Source organism: Bacillus sp. GMa5/1, from assembly GCF_050172015.1.
Taxonomy (GTDB): Bacteria; Bacillota; Bacilli; order Bacillales; family Bacillaceae_G; genus Bacillus_A; species Bacillus_A cereus.
Map to the genome: position 1 here is coordinate 1 of NZ_JBNLYC010000004.1, position 15400 is coordinate 15400.

The window sequence follows — 15400 nt, forward strand, 5'->3', positions numbered from 1 at the left end:
GAAGCTTTCTGTACTAGTAAATTTAATAAATGTTGTACCATAAAAATTATTTAATAATGCAATACTAAAAATTAATAAAAACCATATCGCACCGCTTATATACATAATTAAAAACTCAGTTCTTTTATGCTTAAATGATGCTGTTCTCATCCCCCATATTAATACAGTAATTCCTACAAAAATCATAATCGGATAGCCAATTAACTCAATTAAAGAATAAGACAAACGATGGTCGGCTGCACTAAAGAATACGCTCTTCATCATCGTGAAAGCCAATAAATTTACAATAAAGTAAAGTAATAATTTATAATTACCTTTTCTATCTATATCCATCTCTTTTGCAAGTTGATTAGCATATTCTTTTGGAGCATGACCGAATATATCACTTACCGTCTTACCTTTCTTCTCACCTTCTATTAAATGTAGTTCTGCATCTTCTATAAAAGAAATAATATCATCTTCTCTAATGCCCTTCGTTCGTAAATAACCTTTGGTATCCTCTAAAAACTTTTGTCCTTCATTCGATAGCACTTTTATCCCCCCTTTATTTAACCATTTCTCTTCTATTTGTCTTCATCATAATTTCAACAAAAATTAAAATAAATAAACTTCCATATAAACATATAATTTGAAATAACATTGGCATGAGATCTTCAGATGTAAATGTTTTAAACAGTAACATAATAGAAAGCGGAATGATTAAATATAAGTTTTTAAACCATCCTTCAAAATACATATTTATCACTACTGTGATGATAAAAATACCACCAGCCAATAAATAACTTTGCATTTGAGTGAATATAAACATTTTTGTAGGATATATCACATCTAGTACCATAATAACTCCCATTAAAAACATTGGCGCTATCATTACTAAAAACCACATAGAAAACCACGTTTTTGAAAAACTTGTTACAAAAGTCATTTTGCGAAGTAGAAAATTAGGACCTATAACAACTAAAATAAATGAAAAACTGTAACCGATACACTGAATAAGTGAAATCTGTAACATTCCATGGTTCACTATTAAGATAGAAGCAATAATCCAAAACGATACGATATTCATTACTGTAAAACCAATTTGCTTCCACGTTTCCTGTCTATCCCTTTCCATCACTTTTACAAGTTCATTTGCATATTCTTTCGGTGAGCTTCCGAAAATATCTTCTACACTCTTCCCCTCACTCTCACCTTCTATTAAATGCAACTCTGCATCTTCTAAAAAGTTTTCAACATCACTTTCTTTTACACTCTTTGCCGTCAAAAATAATCTCATATCTAACAAAAACTTTCGTGCTTCTCTTGATAGCATTATTTTTTTCTCCCCTTCCCTTCAAGTAGACGCTCTACACTACTTTGCATCGCTTCCCAGCGATCCATAAATTCACCAAGTGCTTCCTCGCCTTTTTCTGTTAATGTATAATATTTTCTCTTTGGACCAGATGGAGATTCCTTCATTACGCTTGTTATTAGTCCTTCTTTTTGCATTCGTATTAATAACGGATAAATACTTCCCTCACTCGCCATTGTAAAACCATACTTCGCTAGCTTTTCACTCATTTCATAACCGTATATTTCGCCTTCAGAAATAATAGCAAGTAAGCATCCTTCTAAAATCCCTTTCAGCATTTGACTTGTCGACATAATTTAAATCCTCCTACTATCTTGTTTTACAAGATAGATAAGCGTAAGTATCTTGCTTTACAAAATAGTATAGCAAAGACTATTTTGCAAAACAAGATAGCTAATGATATTTTTTTCCAAATGTTTGCAGGAATTTCATTATAGCTTCTCTAAATAGAGCACTATGAAAACTTTATTATGAAGGGATGTTTTTCATCATGGTTACAAATCGAGTTGTCTTTTTAACAGGTGCTGCAAGTGGTATTGGTTATGAAATGGGAAAGGCTTTTGCAAAAGAAGGTGCAAAAGTTGTGATTACCGATCGACTTGAAGAACGTGCAAAAGAAGCTGCTGAACAATTACAAAATGAAGGTTTTCAAGCTATCGGTTTAAAATGTGACGTTACATCTGAAGAGGAAATTACAGCAGCAATTTCTCAAACAGTTGATCATTTCGGTTCATTACATATATTAATTAACAACGCAGGAATGCAACACGTTTCACCCATTGAAGACTTTCCAACTGAAAAGTTCGAGCTACTAATTCAAATTATGCAAATTGCTCCGTTTATCGCAATTAAGCATGCCTTTCCGATTATGAAACAACAAAAATATGGTCGTATTATTAATGTCGCTTCTATTAACGGCCTTGTCGGATTTGCTGGAAAAGCTGCCTACAATAGTGCAAAACATGGCGTAATTGGATTAACAAAAGTTGCTGCTTTAGAAGGTGCTACGCATGGTATTACTGTTAATGCCCTTTGCCCTGGTTATGTCGATACCCCTCTTGTACGTAATCAACTACAAGACTTAGCTACTACACGAAATGTACCACTTGAAAATGTTTTAGAAGATGTTATTTATCCACTCGTCCCACAAAAGCGCTTATTACAAGTACAAGAAATCGCTGATTATGCGATGTTTTTAGCGAGTGAAAAAGCTAAAGGTATAACGGGACAAGCTGTTGTTATAGATGGTGGTTATACCGCTCAATAAAAATAAAGTTTGCTCAAGAAGAGCAAACTTTATTTTTATTCCCGAGGATCTTCGTACTTTAGTAATTGCCGCGGGAGCTTCTCAATTGCAACAATTACCCCCTCTAGTTTACTTTCAATACGGTGGAGTAAATATAATGTTACAACAATCGGAAACCCTACATTACCTATCATCTTGATCCACTCTTCCATCCTCTTCCCCTCCTTTCATTATATAAGTAAGAGAAAACACTGCATTTAGGCATAAAAAAACAAGCTATTATGTATTAGCTTGTTTTTCAAATAATGATGCAATTTCTCGTTTATAGTCCCCGCGTATAATACCTTTCTCAGTAATAATTCCTGTAATTAATTCATTCGGCGTTATGTCAAATGCTGGATTATAAACATCCGTTCCAATTGGTGCTACTTGTTTTCCAAAGATTTTCGTAACTTCTGTTTCATCTCTTTCTTCAATAATAATTTCAGCTCCAGTTTCTTTCGTAACATCAAATGTTGACAGTGGAGCAGCAACGTAAAATGGGATATTAAAGTGCTTTGCTAAAATAGCTAAATTCATTGTCCCTATTTTATTTGCCGTATCTCCATTTGCGACAATTCGATCCGCCCCTACAATAATTGCATTTATTTCTTTCGTTTGAATAGCATGAGCTGCAGTATTATCTGTAATAAGGGTCACATCAATATTTGCTTGCTTCAATTCCCAGGTCGTTAAGCGACCACCTTGTAAAACTGGTCTCGTTTCACACGCATATGCATGTAAACGCACACCTTTCTCTTTTCCAATATAAAAGGGAGCTAATGCAGTTCCATATCTGGCAGTTGCGATACTTCCAGCGTTACAGATTGTTAAAATATTATCGCCATCTTTAAAACATGTTAACGCATATTCCCCAATATTTCGGCACACCTCTTCATCTTCCTGCTGAATGCGAAGCGCTTCTTCTTCTAATGTTTTTTGTGCTTCTTTTATTGTAGTAATCTCTCGAATAGATTCTCTCATACGATCAATTGCCCAAAATAAATTTACTGCTGTCGGGCGTGACGTTCCTAAATAATTACAATCTCTATTAAACTTCTTTTGAAATTCTTCAATATGTACAGTGTTATATTTTTTTGATGCAAGCGCCAAGCCAAATGCAGCTACAATTCCAATTGCAGGCGCTCCTCGTACTTCTAACATTACGATGCTTTTCCAAACCTCTTCAATAGTCGTCAATGTTTTGTATTCTGTGCTATGCGGCAATTTCGTTTGATTTAATACCGCAATTGCATCACCTTTCCAGCTTACAGATCTCGGAACAGTAACAATTGTACTCACGCTTTTACGCCCCCTGAAACTGTCTGTTGAAATAATGTTCGAAACAGTTGAATATCAGCACTTTTAGATTCATATTTTATTAGTTCTTTACCTAAGGATAGCGCTTGTTTCTTAGCTTGAATTCTTGTTTCTTTATTTTCTATTTCATCTAAATCTGCTACATGAGCTAAACCAATTGTTCTACGAATCAGTTCACATCCGGCAAATCCAACTGCATCAGTAAAGATATTTTGCAAAATAATTGGTAACCATTGTTTTTCTTTCGTATATGCTTCTACACCTTCTCCAATCCATAACTTTGTAAAAGTTTCTACAAAATAACTCCACGTCTTTTCTATATGGAAAAATAGTACACTTCTTTTTTCTTCTTCTCTAGATAAAGCATTTAATAATAGATTTGCAATAAATTGACCTATGTCAAATCCAAATGGGCCATATGTCGCAAATTCTGGATCAATCACTTTCGTTTCAGAAGGTGACGAAAAAATACTACCAGTATGTAAATCACCATGAATAAGAGTTTCTTTTCTTGTTAAGAACTTATATTTATATTGTGCTACTTTTAGTTTTAAAGTTTTATCACTCCAAAGTTCATCAACCACGAGCTGTAAATCTGGCTCATAATCATTTGTATCATAATGTCCAAACGGATCTGTAAACACTAAATCCTCTGTAATTTTACAAAGGTCCGGATTTACAAAGGTACCTTCTAGTACCCTCTTCTCTTCTGACTGTAAACCAAAATCTGAAGTATAAAATAAAACATGTGCTAGAAAACGGCCGATATGCTGGGATAAAAGCGGATATTCTTCTCCGTCTATTAATCCTTTTCTTGTAATTGTTAGTCTTGATAAGTCTTCTATTACCGTTATCGCTAACTCTTCATCATGACTGTACACTACTGGAACATAATCCGGTACATACTGCGCAAAAATTTGTAATGCCTTGCTTTCAATCGTTGCTCTTTTTATAGACAATGGCCAGCTTTCACCAACTACTTTCGCATAAGGCAGTGCTTGTTTTATTATAATTGATTTCTCTCCATCATCTAATTTGAACACGTAATTTAAGTTTCCGTCTCCAATTTCATGACAAACGACATTTGCCTTCGCTTCAAAATAGCCATGATCTTTCGCATATTGTACAGCTGTTATTTCTGGTAATGAATAATATCCCATCGTCTTCTCCCCCTTTTTAAATTCAGAGGTTTTTCTAACATAGAAAAACCTCTTTCCACTAAGAAAGAGGTTTGAAGTTTATCTTCTCCCCTCTTATCTGCCAGAAAGTTTTACTTTCTGCTGGAATTAGCACCGTGCCTTTTGGCGTAATAAACGCCCCATTTCACAATGGTATTACGGTCGGTTGCTGGGCTTCATCGGGCCAAATCCCTCCACCTGCTCTTGATAAGAGTTGTATAATTTTTTGAATTTTTAACTTTATGTTGAAGACTATACCAAGAATAAAAATCACTTGTCAACATTTTATTTGTATAATTCTGGACGGCGATCCGCAAAAACTGGAATTCCTTTACGTACTTCTTTAATTTTCTCGAATTCAAGCTCTCCAAATAAAATTGATTCCTCTTCATTCGCCTCTACTACAACTTCACCCCAAGGGTCCACAATTAAAGAATGACCCGCAAATACATTATTTGGATCCTTTCCTGCTCTATTACACGCAACAACATAACACTGATTTTCAACTGCTCTTGCTTGCAATAGCAAACGCCAATGTGCTAAACGAACTAATGGCCATTCTGCTACAACAAATAATACTTTTGCCCCTTTAGCAGTATGGACACGCATCCACTCTGGAAAACGAATATCATAACAAATTGTTCCAGCGCATTCGACATCATCTAGCTTAAATTCGCCCGTACCATTACCGGCTATTAAATATTTATGTTCATCCATAAGCTGAAATAAATGTACTTTACTATATTCGTTGACTAGCTGTCCTTCATTATTTACAACATACATCGTATTTGTAACGCCTTGCTCTGTTTGCTTTGCTATAGAACCACCAACAATATGTATATCATATTGCTTCGCCCATTCTATTAACTTTTCTTTCGTTTCCACTCCATCCCTATCTGCAATTTCAGAAAGTCTCGTTAAATCATATCCTGTTGTCCATAGTTCTGGTAAGACGATAACATCTGGCCTTTCCTTCATAGCTTCGCTTATTTTATTTTTAGCATTCTCAATATTTTTTTCTACATCTCCAAAAACAATATCCATTTGAATACATGCGACTTTCATTTTTTCAGCCCCATTCTTATTTTTTTCTTTACAAAATACTGGAAAGATTATATCATTTGTCACTAGAATTGTAACAACTTTCAAAAGAGGTGGAAAGTATGAAATTATTTCAACCTTCTGAGATAGTAACATCATTGCCAACACAATTTTTCGCTTCACTTGTTGCAAAAGTTAACAAAGTCGTTGCAGCTGGTCACGATGTTATTAATCTAGGTCAAGGTAATCCAGATCAACCAACACCGCAGCATATCGTAAAAGCTTTACAAGATGCTGCCGAAAAGACCATTCATCATAAATATCCGCCATTTCGCGGACATGAAAGCTTAAAGGAAGCCGTGGCTACATTCTATAAACGTGAATACGGCGTCGAATTAAACCCCAAAACTGAAGTTGCTATTTTGTTTGGCGGGAAGGCTGGACTAGTAGAATTACCGATTTGTTTTACAAATCCTGGTGATACGATTCTCGTTCCGGATCCAGGTTATCCAGATTATTTATCCGGGGTTGCTTTAGCAAAAGCACACTTTGAAACAATGCCGCTTATTGCAGAAAATAACTTTTTACCAGATTATACGAACATTGATGACTCTATTGCAGAGCGTGCAAAATTAATGTTTTTAAACTATCCAAATAATCCTACCGGTGCTACTGCATCAAAAGATTTTTTTGATGCAACCATTCACTTTGCTAATAAACATAATATATTAGTTGTTCACGATTTTGCTTATGGCGCTATCGGATTTGATGGTCAAAAACCTGTTAGTTTCTTGCAAGCAGATGGTGCGAAAGATATAGGAATTGAAATTTACACATTATCAAAAACTTTCAATATGGCTGGCTGGCGCATCGCTTTTGCTGTAGGGAATGAAAGTGTGATTGAAACAATTAACCTATTACAAGATCATATGTATGTTAGTATATTCGGTGCAGTTCAAGATGCTGCTCGAGAAGCGCTATTAAGTTCACATTCTTGCGTAATAGACCTTGTAAATAGTTACGAATCTCGAAGAAACGCTCTTATTTCAGCCTGTCACTCAATTGGTTGGAATGTAGACATTCCAAAAGGATCATTCTTTGCATGGCTTCCCGTTCCAAAAGGATATACCTCTGAGCAATTTTCTGATATTTTACTAGAAAAAGCACATGTCGCAGTTGCTCCTGGTGTTGGATTTGGTAAGCATGGGGAAGGGTATGTCCGTGTTGGTCTCTTGCATGCAGAAGATAGATTACGAGAAGCCATTAATCGAATTGATAAATTAAATTTTTTCAAAAAGTAATTGACAACACGAAAAATATCTGACAAAATTCAGTTATCTTAAAAATTTAAACATTTCTAAATACTTCTTATCAAGAGCAGGTGGAGGGACGAGCCCGACGAAACCCGGCAACCGATCTACAATGTAGACACGGTGCTAATTCTCGCAGCATTACGCTGACAGATAAGGAGCTGGTTGTAAAAAAACCTCTCCTTAGCTGAGAGGTTTTTTTATTTAACTAGGAGGTTATAACAATGAGCGGAATTATAGCGACGTATTTAATCCATGATGATTCACATAACTTAGAAAAAAAAGCTGAGCAAATTGCACTCGGTTTAACAATTGGCTCTTGGACTCATTTGCCACACTTATTGCAAGAACAATTAAAGCAGCATAAAGGCAACGTCATTCATGTTGAGGAATTAGCTGAACATGAATATACCAATTCGTATTTACGTAAAAAAGTAAAACGCGGAATTATTAAAATCGAATATCCGCTATTAAACTTCAGTCCAGATTTACCAGCGATTTTAACGACTACATTTGGAAAGCTATCACTTGATGGCGAAGTAAAACTAATTGACTTAACTTTTTCAGACGAGTTAAAAAAACATTTTCCTGGTCCAAAATTCGGGATAGATGGTATTCGAAATCTTTTACAAGTGCATGATCGTCCCCTTTTAATGAGTATTTTTAAAGGAATGATTGGACGAAACATTGGGTATTTAAAAACGCAATTACGCGATCAAGCAATTGGTGGTGTAGATATAGTAAAAGATGATGAAATATTATTTGAAAATGCATTAACACCACTTACGAAACGCATTGTATCTGGAAAAGAAGTTTTACAATCTGTCTACGAAACATACGGTCATAAAACGTTATATGCCTTAAATTTAACAGGACGAACTTTTGATTTAAAAGAAAATGCTAAACGTGCAGTGCAAGCTGGAGCTGATATTCTATTATTTAACGTATTTGCTTACGGACTAGATGTACTACAATCACTTGCAGAAGATGATGAAATCCCAGTTCCTATTATGGCACATCCTGCTGTAAGTGGTGCTTATTCAGCATCCAAGTTATATGGAGTTTCATCACCATTATTACTTGGAAAGCTACTACGTTATGCTGGGGCTGACTTTTCATTATTCCCATCTCCATACGGAAGTGTTGCGCTAGAAAAAGAGGAGGCTCTTGCTATCTCAAAATATTTAACTGAAGACGATGCATTTTTCAAGAAGAGCTTTTCTGTTCCGTCTGCTGGTATTCATCCTGGTTTCGTTCCCTTTATTGTACGAGATTTCGGTAAAGATGTTGTTATTAATGCTGGCGGCGGGATACACGGACATCCAAATGGAGCGCAAGGCGGCGGTAAAGCTTTCCGTACTGCAATTGATGCTACTTTGCAAAATAAACCACTCCATGAAGTAGACGACATAAATTTGCATAGTGCACTACAAATATGGGGAAATCCCTCTTATGAGGTGAAATTATGAGTATTCAAGTATTTTGTGATTTCGATGGCACGATTACAAATAATGATAACATTATGTCCATTATGGAAAAATTCGCACCACCAGAAGCCGAAGAAGTAAAGAATAAAATTTTATCACAAGAACTATCCATTCAAGAAGGTGTTTCTCGATTATTTCAATTAATACCTACTAATCTGCACGATGATATTATTCAATTTTTAATAGAAACTGCTGAAATCCGTAGTGGTTTTCATGAGTTTATACAATTCGTAAAGGAAAATAACATTTCTTTTTACGTGATATCAGGTGGAATGGATTTCTTCGTCTATCCACTCTTACAAGGAATCATTCCAAAAGAGCAAATTTATTGTAATGAAACAGACTTTTCAGCAGAGTTTATTAAAGTTAAATGGCCTCATTCTTGTGATGATCATTGTCATAATCATTGCGGATTATGTAAATCATCATTAATCCGTAAATTAAGTGATACAAATGACTTTCATATTGTAATTGGAGATTCTATTACTGATTTACAAGCCGCGAAACAAGCTGATAAAGTATTCGCTCGCGATTTTCTTATTACAAAGTGTGAAGAAAATCATATTGCTTATACACCGTTTGAAACGTTTCAAGATGTGCAAGCTGAATTAAAACTTTTGTTGGAGGTGAAGGCATGAAACAACTTTTTCGTCAATGGTATGACTTAAGCGAGTTAAAAAAAGAGTTAACAACACGAAATTGGTTTCCAGCAACAAGTGGTAATATTTCTATAAAGGTTAGCCATGAACCACTTACTTTTCTTATTACAGCAAGCGGTAAAGATAAAACAAAAACCACTCCAGATGATTTTCTATTAGTAGATCATGTAGGAGTTCCCGTTTTAGAGACTGAATTACGCCCTTCAGCAGAAACAATATTGCATACACACATTTATAACAATACGAATGCCGGGTGCGTACTTCATGTTCATACAACTGATAATAATGTCATCACAAATTTATATAGTGATGCAGTCACCCTTCAAAATCAAGAAATTATTAAAGCACTCGATATTTGGGAAGAAGGTGCAACAATTCAAATTCCTATTATTGAAAACCATGCCCATATCCCAACGCTTGGAGAAAACTTCCGAAAGCATATACAAGGAGATTCGGGTGCAGTATTAATCCGTAACCACGGTATTACTGTATGGGGCCGAGATAGCTTTGATGCAAAGAAGAGATTAGAAGCTTATGAGTTTTTATTCCAATTTCATATAAAACTATTATCAATTCAAGGAGGCGTTTCTAATGGCGCAAATTCGTATTCATGAAGTAAATACTCGTATTGAAAATGAAGTGGAAGTATCTAAATTTCTACAAGAGGAAGGCGTTTTATATGAGAAATGGAATATTTCTAAACTTCCTACTCATTTAAATGAAAATTATTCGTTAACAGATGAAAACAAAGCTGAAATATTAGCTGTGTTTTCAAAAGAAATCGCTGATGTTTCAGCACGCCGTGGTTATACAGCACATGATGTAATTTCACTTTCAAATAGCACCCCTAACCTTGACGAATTATTAATTAATTTCCAAAAGGAACACCATCATACAGATGACGAAGTTCGCTTTATCGTCAGTGGTCATGGCATTTTCGCTATTGAAGGTAAAGATGGGAAATTCTTTGATGTTGAACTTGAGCCAGGCGATTTAATATCTGTTCCTGAAAATGCAAGACATTATTTTACCTTGCAAGATGATCGCCAAGTTGTAGCTATTCGTATTTTTGTGACAACTGAAGGCTGGGTTCCAATCTATTAAGGTAGTTAGTTGAATAAAAGGACTTGGACCCCCTTTTCCAAACTTTTATTCACTCTACATATATACATCCTCCTATGGAACAGGCTTATTTCATTTTGAAATAAGCCTGATTTTTTATTTACTTGAAAGTACTATTTCATCACAAATTTAACATCTTGATTTTTCAAGTGCATTTTTCGAACATTTTTTGAACATTTATTGAATTTTTTCTGAAAATTCTGTTTTATATGTGATATACTACAATTAACTAAGAAGGAAAATAATATCGCAAACAGAGGGGGATAATCATGAGCTTACTTATCGCACTTATACTTGGAGTTACATGTGGAGCATTTCCTGTTATTTTAGGAGCTATTATGGAAGAGTTAGAAATTGGTGTTTTAGGATTTGTCGCATCTTGTGTAAGCGCTTTATTATTTGGTTTATTCGGCGCTATTCCTGTTTCAATTCTGTGTGCTTTTTATATAATACGCCATGCTCGTACAAAACAATTTGGCCCTAATCACATCGCACAAATTATCCCGTTCCCGGTTGAACGATGCCGCCGGGCTTCTAACTTATAATTATAAAAATTAAAGATGACTAAATAAATAAAAGTCCTCATTTGAGGACTTTTATTTATTTTCTTCTAGAAATTGAAACAATTCTTGTAGATGTAGGGCATCTTCACCATAGCTAATAGATACATAAAATATGCCGTCAATCTCAGCTTGCATATAAAGATCCACTCCATCACGATCATATTTCAATGCTAAATAAAACTCCATTTCTTCTAACATCTTTTTTGAGGTTCGAATTACATAATGCCCCTTCTCATCTCTTCCATATTCAAATTCTGGTTCAAAATCATATTTTTGTTTAAAAGCTTCTTTTTGTCTTTCATTAATTTGCATACAAGTAGCTCGCTGTACAGTATCAATCATCTCATCAAACTTTTGAAGGTCCACCTCGTTTACCCCCTTATATATTTTTTATATAATACTTGTGTTCCACTATTTTCTTCGCCATCCTTAATTAACTCTTCATACAATTCTTTCGCCAAACTTAAGCCTGGGACTGGTAATTGTAATTTTTCTGCTTCCTCTAAAGCAATTTTCATATCTTTCATAAAATGCTTTACATAAAATCCTGGCTCAAAGTCTCCTTTTAACATTCGAGGAGCTAAATTACTTAATGACCAGCTACCTGCTGCTCCTGTTGAAATACTCTCTAACACTTTATCTGGATTCAGTCCAGCCTTCTTCGCGTAAGCAACAGCTTCACATACTCCAATCATATTGGAAGCAATGGCAATTTGATTGCACATTTTTGTATGTTGTCCACTCCCAGCTGGTCCTTGTAATTGAATGTTTGTTCCTAACTTTTCAAGTAAAGGTAAGCATCTATCATATATTTCTTTCTCTCCACCTACCATAATTGCGAGTTTTGCTTCTTTCGCGCCAACATCTCCTCCTGAGACAGGTGCATCTAACGTATATATTTTTTTGCTTTTTGCAACTTCATTAATACGTTTTGCTAAAGTAGGTGTAGATGTCGTAAAGTCAATTGCTATCGTACCTTCTTTTGCATGTTCTATAATTCCTTCTATACCAAAATACACTTCTTCTACATCATGTGGATATCCAACCATTGTCATTACAATATCAACTTGCTTCACTAACTCTTTTGGCGTATTACACCAATTTGCACCAGCTTGCACTAAAGAATCTGTTTTTGCTTTCGTTCTATTATATACATATACTTTATGACCATCTTGCATTAAGTGATAAACCATACTTTTTCCCATTACGCCAATACCAATGAAACCTATTGATACAGTTTTATGTTCCATTTTCTCATCCCCTTTGTTCTAATAAATCATTTACCATCTTTCGGAACTCTTTATTAAAGTCATCATCCATACTATTTTTCACATTTGAAAATAACATAACAAAAATTCCTTTTTCTTTATTAAAATTATTGAAAGTGTTCCAACCAGATAACACACCATGATTATGAAAATAATCTGGATATATATAAAAACTAAATGCATATTTCCGTTCTGCTGAAGGCGAAAACATTGCTTGTATACTTTGTTCAGAAAGAAGTTTTCCATTTATAATTGCTTCGTCTAACTTCTTCATATCTCCAACTGTCGTATACATCTCACCACAACCATATAGCCAATCCATGCCTAACTTCTGCGCTGGTACAAGCTCTTTATCTTTTTTCACATAACCCTTTGCAAAATTTTTATCTCCAGGTACCATATTTCCCATACCGGATTCATGCATATCTGCTTTTATAAATATGTTTTCTTTTATGTAATCTCCTAAAGGTTTTTTGGAGATATGTTCTATTATATAAGCAAGAACCATATAATTATAATCTGTATATCTCCAACCTGTTCCTGCAGGAAATTCTAAATTTTGACGTCCAATCCAATTAATTAACTGTAAACGGGAAGCAGCATTCACATTTCCTTTCGCATGTTCAGGTAAACCAGAGGTATGCGTTAATAAATGATATAGCGTAATATTTTTATTCTCCGGAAATGAAGGAATATATTTATTTACATTATCTTGAATATTCAATTTACCTTGTTCTTGCAACTGTAAAATAGATGTGGCAACAACTGTTTTCGTAATAGAACCGATACGATATTTTGTTTGAGGCGTATTTTCTATTTTATTTTGAACATCAGCATACCCATATCCTTTATTCAATATAACATGCTCTTTATCTGTTACCAAAACTGTTCCATTAAATTGCTTTCCGACTAAATATTGATCTAATTTTTGAGATATGCTAGCATAATCAATTTGTTGCTCTTCTTTTTCTTCTATATTCCCTTGTACTTCCGATTCAATAGTAGGATTCACTTTAGTTGTTAATACAGTGTTTTCCTTTATATTGGGGCTAACAAGAAAATAGTATACTCCGCCGCCAACTATAGCAGACAGTGAAGCCATCACCATTACTTTTTTTATCATATTGATCCTCCATAATTCCTTCGCTAAAAATTATCCCCCCTATTCTATTATCAAACAATAAAAAAAAATCGCAACAATTTGTTGCGAAAAATTACATTTTTTCTTTTCTATACACACATACTTGATTCTTTCCATTTTTTTTCGCTTCATATAATGCAATGTCCGCTCGTTGCATTAATTCTTCTCTTGTAGTTCCTTGTTCATATAACGCAACTCCAAAGCTAGCTGTTAACTTCGAAATTCCAGTAAATTGCTTTGTTTCAATAAAGAATCGTAATGACTCCGCAACTTGAAATGCTTCCTTTTCTACTGTATTTGTCACTAATATAATGAATTCTTCTCCTCCCCATCTTGCAAATACATGTTGCTGCTCCACTTTAGATTTCATAAGCTCTGCAAGTTGTATTAATGCTAAATCGCCAAAATCATGACCATATGTGTCATTAACTGTTTTAAAATTATCTATATCAAATAAAATGATTGCTATTTTCTCATCACTACGTATTACCTTTTCCCATTCTACCTCTAGTATTTGTTGAAACTTTAAACGATTATAAATCTCTGTCAATGAATCTATCATAGCAAGTCTTTCTTGTTCTTGATAGATTTCATCTAATTCTGTAATTTCCGTGCACTTTACAATAAATCTTGATAAATCTTCTGGCAATGGTGTCGCACGTAATAGAAAAGTAGATACTGCCCCTTCATAATTTAACATCTTAATTCTTCTACCACTAGATAAAGTATCGTCTAGCCATGTTATATCATGCGTCGTCGAGTAGTATCCATTTTCTCTAATAAAATGTTCAGCAAATACTAAATGTTGCTCACGATAGGCAAACAAATTTTCATATCCGAAAAAAGCTAAAAAATTTGTATTACAATCAACTATTTCATCATCTTCTACTATAAATAATAGATCATTTTGAAAATCAAACATCGTTTGAAGCAATTCCTGCTGCAAACTAACTTGCCTTACTAAAGAAAGTTGATACAAACTCTTATTCACTTCCTCTAACACTGCTTGCGGAGTTACAGGAGCTATTACAATATTACGTATTCCTAATGCAAGTACATCTGTGAATTCTTTTGTTATTTGTTGATCCCAAATGACAATGAATGTACTGTGCGGAGTATACATATTCTTTATATATTTTATTTGAGAATAATCTGTTACATACGTAATGATAATGTGTGGTTTCGTTCTTTGAAATAATAGTTCGCCCTCTTCAAAACTATTTGCTATAAACATACATTTTGGATGGATATTTTCTACCGTTTGTTGATGCTTACATCCATTTTCTATATAAAGGACATTTAACTGCAGATCTTGTAACACATTTTGGAAAACCGTATTCTCTAATAAAAAATGTAGTATGTTCATCACTAGTCTTCACTCACTTCATATATCTTGTTCTACTGAATTCCTCACAAACTTTTTTAAAAGACTGGTCTCCAATAAACTTTAATTTGTGAGAGATACATATTAACAAGCTAATTGAGAATGTTATCTTCGCTTTTCACTCTATAAATTCCTTTTTTAGTGTATGATTGTAGGAATTGTATCGTTTGTATGAATGCCCTAGCTAATTTTTAAAACTTGACAATTAAAATAAAGATATTATATTCTTAAATTCGATAACTTACAAAATGTAAGTAGTGTATATTATTTTTTTGAAAATAATTCGATATA

The 15400-nt window shown here is 34.2% G+C and carries 18 protein-coding genes and 2 riboswitches; of the genes, 7 read left to right on the forward strand and 11 right to left on the reverse strand.

The features are described 5' to 3' along the window. From ACQGSG_RS01700 to ACQGSG_RS01710, 3 genes are all read right to left on the reverse strand, one after another. The coding region (locus tag ACQGSG_RS01700; RefSeq protein WP_426947013.1) for a DUF1129 domain-containing protein at nucleotides 1–531 on the reverse strand (531 nt) is incomplete at its 3' end. A gap of 13 nt (nucleotides 532–544) precedes the next feature. Further along, complete coding sequence (locus tag ACQGSG_RS01705; protein WP_097813870.1) at nucleotides 545–1312, reverse strand: DUF1129 domain-containing protein; 768 nt, start codon at nucleotides 1310–1312, stop codon at nucleotides 545–547. Beyond that, nucleotides 1312–1644, reverse strand: a complete 333-nt coding sequence (locus tag ACQGSG_RS01710) for a PadR family transcriptional regulator (RefSeq protein WP_000107984.1) — start codon at nucleotides 1642–1644, stop codon at nucleotides 1312–1314. Before ACQGSG_RS01710 ends, ACQGSG_RS01705 begins: the two co-directional genes overlap by 1 nt. A 197-nt stretch (nucleotides 1645–1841) precedes the next feature. On the opposite strand from ACQGSG_RS01710, the gene ACQGSG_RS01715 reads away from it, so the two are divergent. Continuing rightward, on the forward strand, nucleotides 1842–2618 hold the full coding sequence (locus ACQGSG_RS01715; protein WP_000258428.1) for a 3-hydroxybutyrate dehydrogenase: 777 nt from the start codon (nucleotides 1842–1844) through the stop codon (nucleotides 2616–2618). 35 nt (nucleotides 2619–2653) lie between these two features. Here the strand turns inward: ACQGSG_RS01715 and ACQGSG_RS01720 are convergent, their stop codons facing one another. The 4 genes from ACQGSG_RS01720 to ACQGSG_RS01735 all read right to left on the reverse strand — a co-directional run bounded on the left by ACQGSG_RS01720 (nucleotide 2654) and on the right by ACQGSG_RS01735 (nucleotide 6283). After that, nucleotides 2654–2809, reverse strand: coding sequence for a YvrJ family protein (locus ACQGSG_RS01720; protein ID WP_000393337.1), 156 nt, complete (start codon nucleotides 2807–2809; stop codon nucleotides 2654–2656). Between the two features lie 67 nt (nucleotides 2810–2876). Continuing rightward, the gene (gene mtnA / locus ACQGSG_RS01725) at nucleotides 2877–3938 is read right to left on the reverse strand and encodes an S-methyl-5-thioribose-1-phosphate isomerase (protein ID WP_000104612.1); all 1062 of its coding nucleotides are present in this window, start codon (nucleotides 3936–3938) and stop codon (nucleotides 2877–2879) included. Next, on the reverse strand, nucleotides 3935–5116 hold the full coding sequence (gene mtnK, locus ACQGSG_RS01730; protein ID WP_426947014.1) for an S-methyl-5-thioribose kinase: 1182 nt from the start codon (nucleotides 5114–5116) through the stop codon (nucleotides 3935–3937). The genes mtnA and mtnK overlap by 4 nt, the downstream gene beginning before the upstream one ends. Before the next feature lie 90 nt (nucleotides 5117–5206). Continuing rightward, nucleotides 5207–5348: riboswitch (SAM riboswitch) on the reverse strand. A 71-nt stretch (nucleotides 5349–5419) separates the two neighbouring features. Then, a complete protein-coding gene (locus ACQGSG_RS01735) occupies nucleotides 5420–6283 on the reverse strand; it encodes a carbon-nitrogen family hydrolase (protein ID WP_000869881.1) in 864 nt (287 codons plus the stop codon). Nucleotides 6284–6297: 14 nt separating this feature from the next. On the opposite strand from ACQGSG_RS01735, the gene ACQGSG_RS01740 reads away from it, so the two are divergent. The 6 genes from ACQGSG_RS01740 (at nucleotide 6298) to ACQGSG_RS01765 (ending at nucleotide 11298) form a co-directional block, all read left to right on the forward strand. Then, nucleotides 6298–7476, forward strand: coding sequence for a pyridoxal phosphate-dependent aminotransferase (locus ACQGSG_RS01740; protein WP_325842492.1), 1179 nt, complete (start codon nucleotides 6298–6300; stop codon nucleotides 7474–7476). Between the two features lie 64 nt (nucleotides 7477–7540). Further along, nucleotides 7541–7645: riboswitch (SAM riboswitch) on the forward strand. A 64-nt stretch (nucleotides 7646–7709) separates the two neighbouring features. Next, the gene (gene mtnW / locus ACQGSG_RS01745; RefSeq protein WP_000014192.1) at nucleotides 7710–8954 is read left to right on the forward strand and encodes a 2,3-diketo-5-methylthiopentyl-1-phosphate enolase; all 1245 of its coding nucleotides are present in this window, start codon (nucleotides 7710–7712) and stop codon (nucleotides 8952–8954) included. Next, nucleotides 8951–9610, forward strand: coding sequence for a 2-hydroxy-3-keto-5-methylthiopentenyl-1-phosphate phosphatase (locus ACQGSG_RS01750; protein WP_097813872.1), 660 nt, complete (start codon nucleotides 8951–8953; stop codon nucleotides 9608–9610). Before mtnW ends, ACQGSG_RS01750 begins: the two co-directional genes overlap by 4 nt. Then, the gene (locus ACQGSG_RS01755; RefSeq protein ID WP_000811347.1) at nucleotides 9607–10245 is read left to right on the forward strand and encodes a methylthioribulose 1-phosphate dehydratase; all 639 of its coding nucleotides are present in this window, start codon (nucleotides 9607–9609) and stop codon (nucleotides 10243–10245) included. Before ACQGSG_RS01750 ends, ACQGSG_RS01755 begins: the two co-directional genes overlap by 4 nt. Then, nucleotides 10223–10735 (forward strand): 1,2-dihydroxy-3-keto-5-methylthiopentene dioxygenase, encoded by a 513-nt coding sequence (locus ACQGSG_RS01760; protein ID WP_000057321.1) that lies wholly within the window; start codon nucleotides 10223–10225, stop codon nucleotides 10733–10735. Before ACQGSG_RS01755 ends, ACQGSG_RS01760 begins: the two co-directional genes overlap by 23 nt. Nucleotides 10736–11022: 287 nt before the next feature. Beyond that, a complete protein-coding gene (locus ACQGSG_RS01765) occupies nucleotides 11023–11298 on the forward strand; it encodes a hypothetical protein (RefSeq protein ID WP_000054659.1) in 276 nt (91 codons plus the stop codon). 51 nt (nucleotides 11299–11349) lie between these two features. Here ACQGSG_RS01765 and ACQGSG_RS01770 read toward each other — a convergent pair whose 3' ends face one another. From ACQGSG_RS01770 to ACQGSG_RS01785, 4 genes are all read right to left on the reverse strand, one after another. Then, nucleotides 11350–11682: a DUF3909 family protein gene (locus ACQGSG_RS01770; RefSeq protein WP_000365624.1), complete on the reverse strand. Its 333-nt coding sequence runs from the start codon at nucleotides 11680–11682 to the stop codon at nucleotides 11350–11352. 5 nt (nucleotides 11683–11687) lie between these two features. Next, nucleotides 11688–12566, reverse strand: a complete 879-nt coding sequence (locus ACQGSG_RS01775) for an NAD(P)-dependent oxidoreductase (RefSeq protein ID WP_000400473.1) — start codon at nucleotides 12564–12566, stop codon at nucleotides 11688–11690. A 4-nt stretch (nucleotides 12567–12570) separates the two neighbouring features. Beyond that, on the reverse strand, nucleotides 12571–13707 hold the full coding sequence (locus tag ACQGSG_RS01780; protein ID WP_000592898.1) for a serine hydrolase: 1137 nt from the start codon (nucleotides 13705–13707) through the stop codon (nucleotides 12571–12573). 91 nt (nucleotides 13708–13798) lie between these two features. Beyond that, nucleotides 13799–15091, reverse strand: coding sequence for a GGDEF domain-containing protein (locus tag ACQGSG_RS01785; RefSeq protein WP_001023189.1), 1293 nt, complete (start codon nucleotides 15089–15091; stop codon nucleotides 13799–13801). Nucleotides 15092–15400 lie beyond the last annotated feature (309 nt).

Coding starts and splice junctions, on each gene's coding strand:
- ACQGSG_RS01705 (WP_097813870.1), bottom strand. CDS start 1,312: ATGCTATCAAGAGAAGCACGAAAGTTTTTGTTAGATATGAGATTATTT.
- ACQGSG_RS01710 (WP_000107984.1), bottom strand. CDS start 1,644: ATGTCGACAAGTCAAATGCTGAAAGGGATTTTAGAAGGATGCTTACTT.
- ACQGSG_RS01715 (WP_000258428.1), top strand. CDS start 1,842: ATGGTTACAAATCGAGTTGTCTTTTTAACAGGTGCTGCAAGTGGTATT.
- ACQGSG_RS01720 (WP_000393337.1), bottom strand. CDS start 2,809: ATGGAAGAGTGGATCAAGATGATAGGTAATGTAGGGTTTCCGATTGTT.
- mtnK (WP_426947014.1), bottom strand. CDS start 5,116: ATGGGATATTATTCATTACCAGAAATAACAGCTGTACAATATGCGAAA.
- ACQGSG_RS01740 (WP_325842492.1), top strand. CDS start 6,298: ATGAAATTATTTCAACCTTCTGAGATAGTAACATCATTGCCAACACAA.
- mtnW (WP_000014192.1), top strand. CDS start 7,710: ATGAGCGGAATTATAGCGACGTATTTAATCCATGATGATTCACATAAC.
- ACQGSG_RS01750 (WP_097813872.1), top strand. CDS start 8,951: ATGAGTATTCAAGTATTTTGTGATTTCGATGGCACGATTACAAATAAT.
- ACQGSG_RS01755 (WP_000811347.1), top strand. CDS start 9,607: ATGAAACAACTTTTTCGTCAATGGTATGACTTAAGCGAGTTAAAAAAA.
- ACQGSG_RS01760 (WP_000057321.1), top strand. CDS start 10,223: ATGGCGCAAATTCGTATTCATGAAGTAAATACTCGTATTGAAAATGAA.
- ACQGSG_RS01765 (WP_000054659.1), top strand. CDS start 11,023: ATGAGCTTACTTATCGCACTTATACTTGGAGTTACATGTGGAGCATTT.
- ACQGSG_RS01775 (WP_000400473.1), bottom strand. CDS start 12,566: ATGGAACATAAAACTGTATCAATAGGTTTCATTGGTATTGGCGTAATG.
- ACQGSG_RS01780 (WP_000592898.1), bottom strand. CDS start 13,707: ATGATAAAAAAAGTAATGGTGATGGCTTCACTGTCTGCTATAGTTGGC.
- ACQGSG_RS01785 (WP_001023189.1), bottom strand. CDS start 15,091: ATGAACATACTACATTTTTTATTAGAGAATACGGTTTTCCAAAATGTG.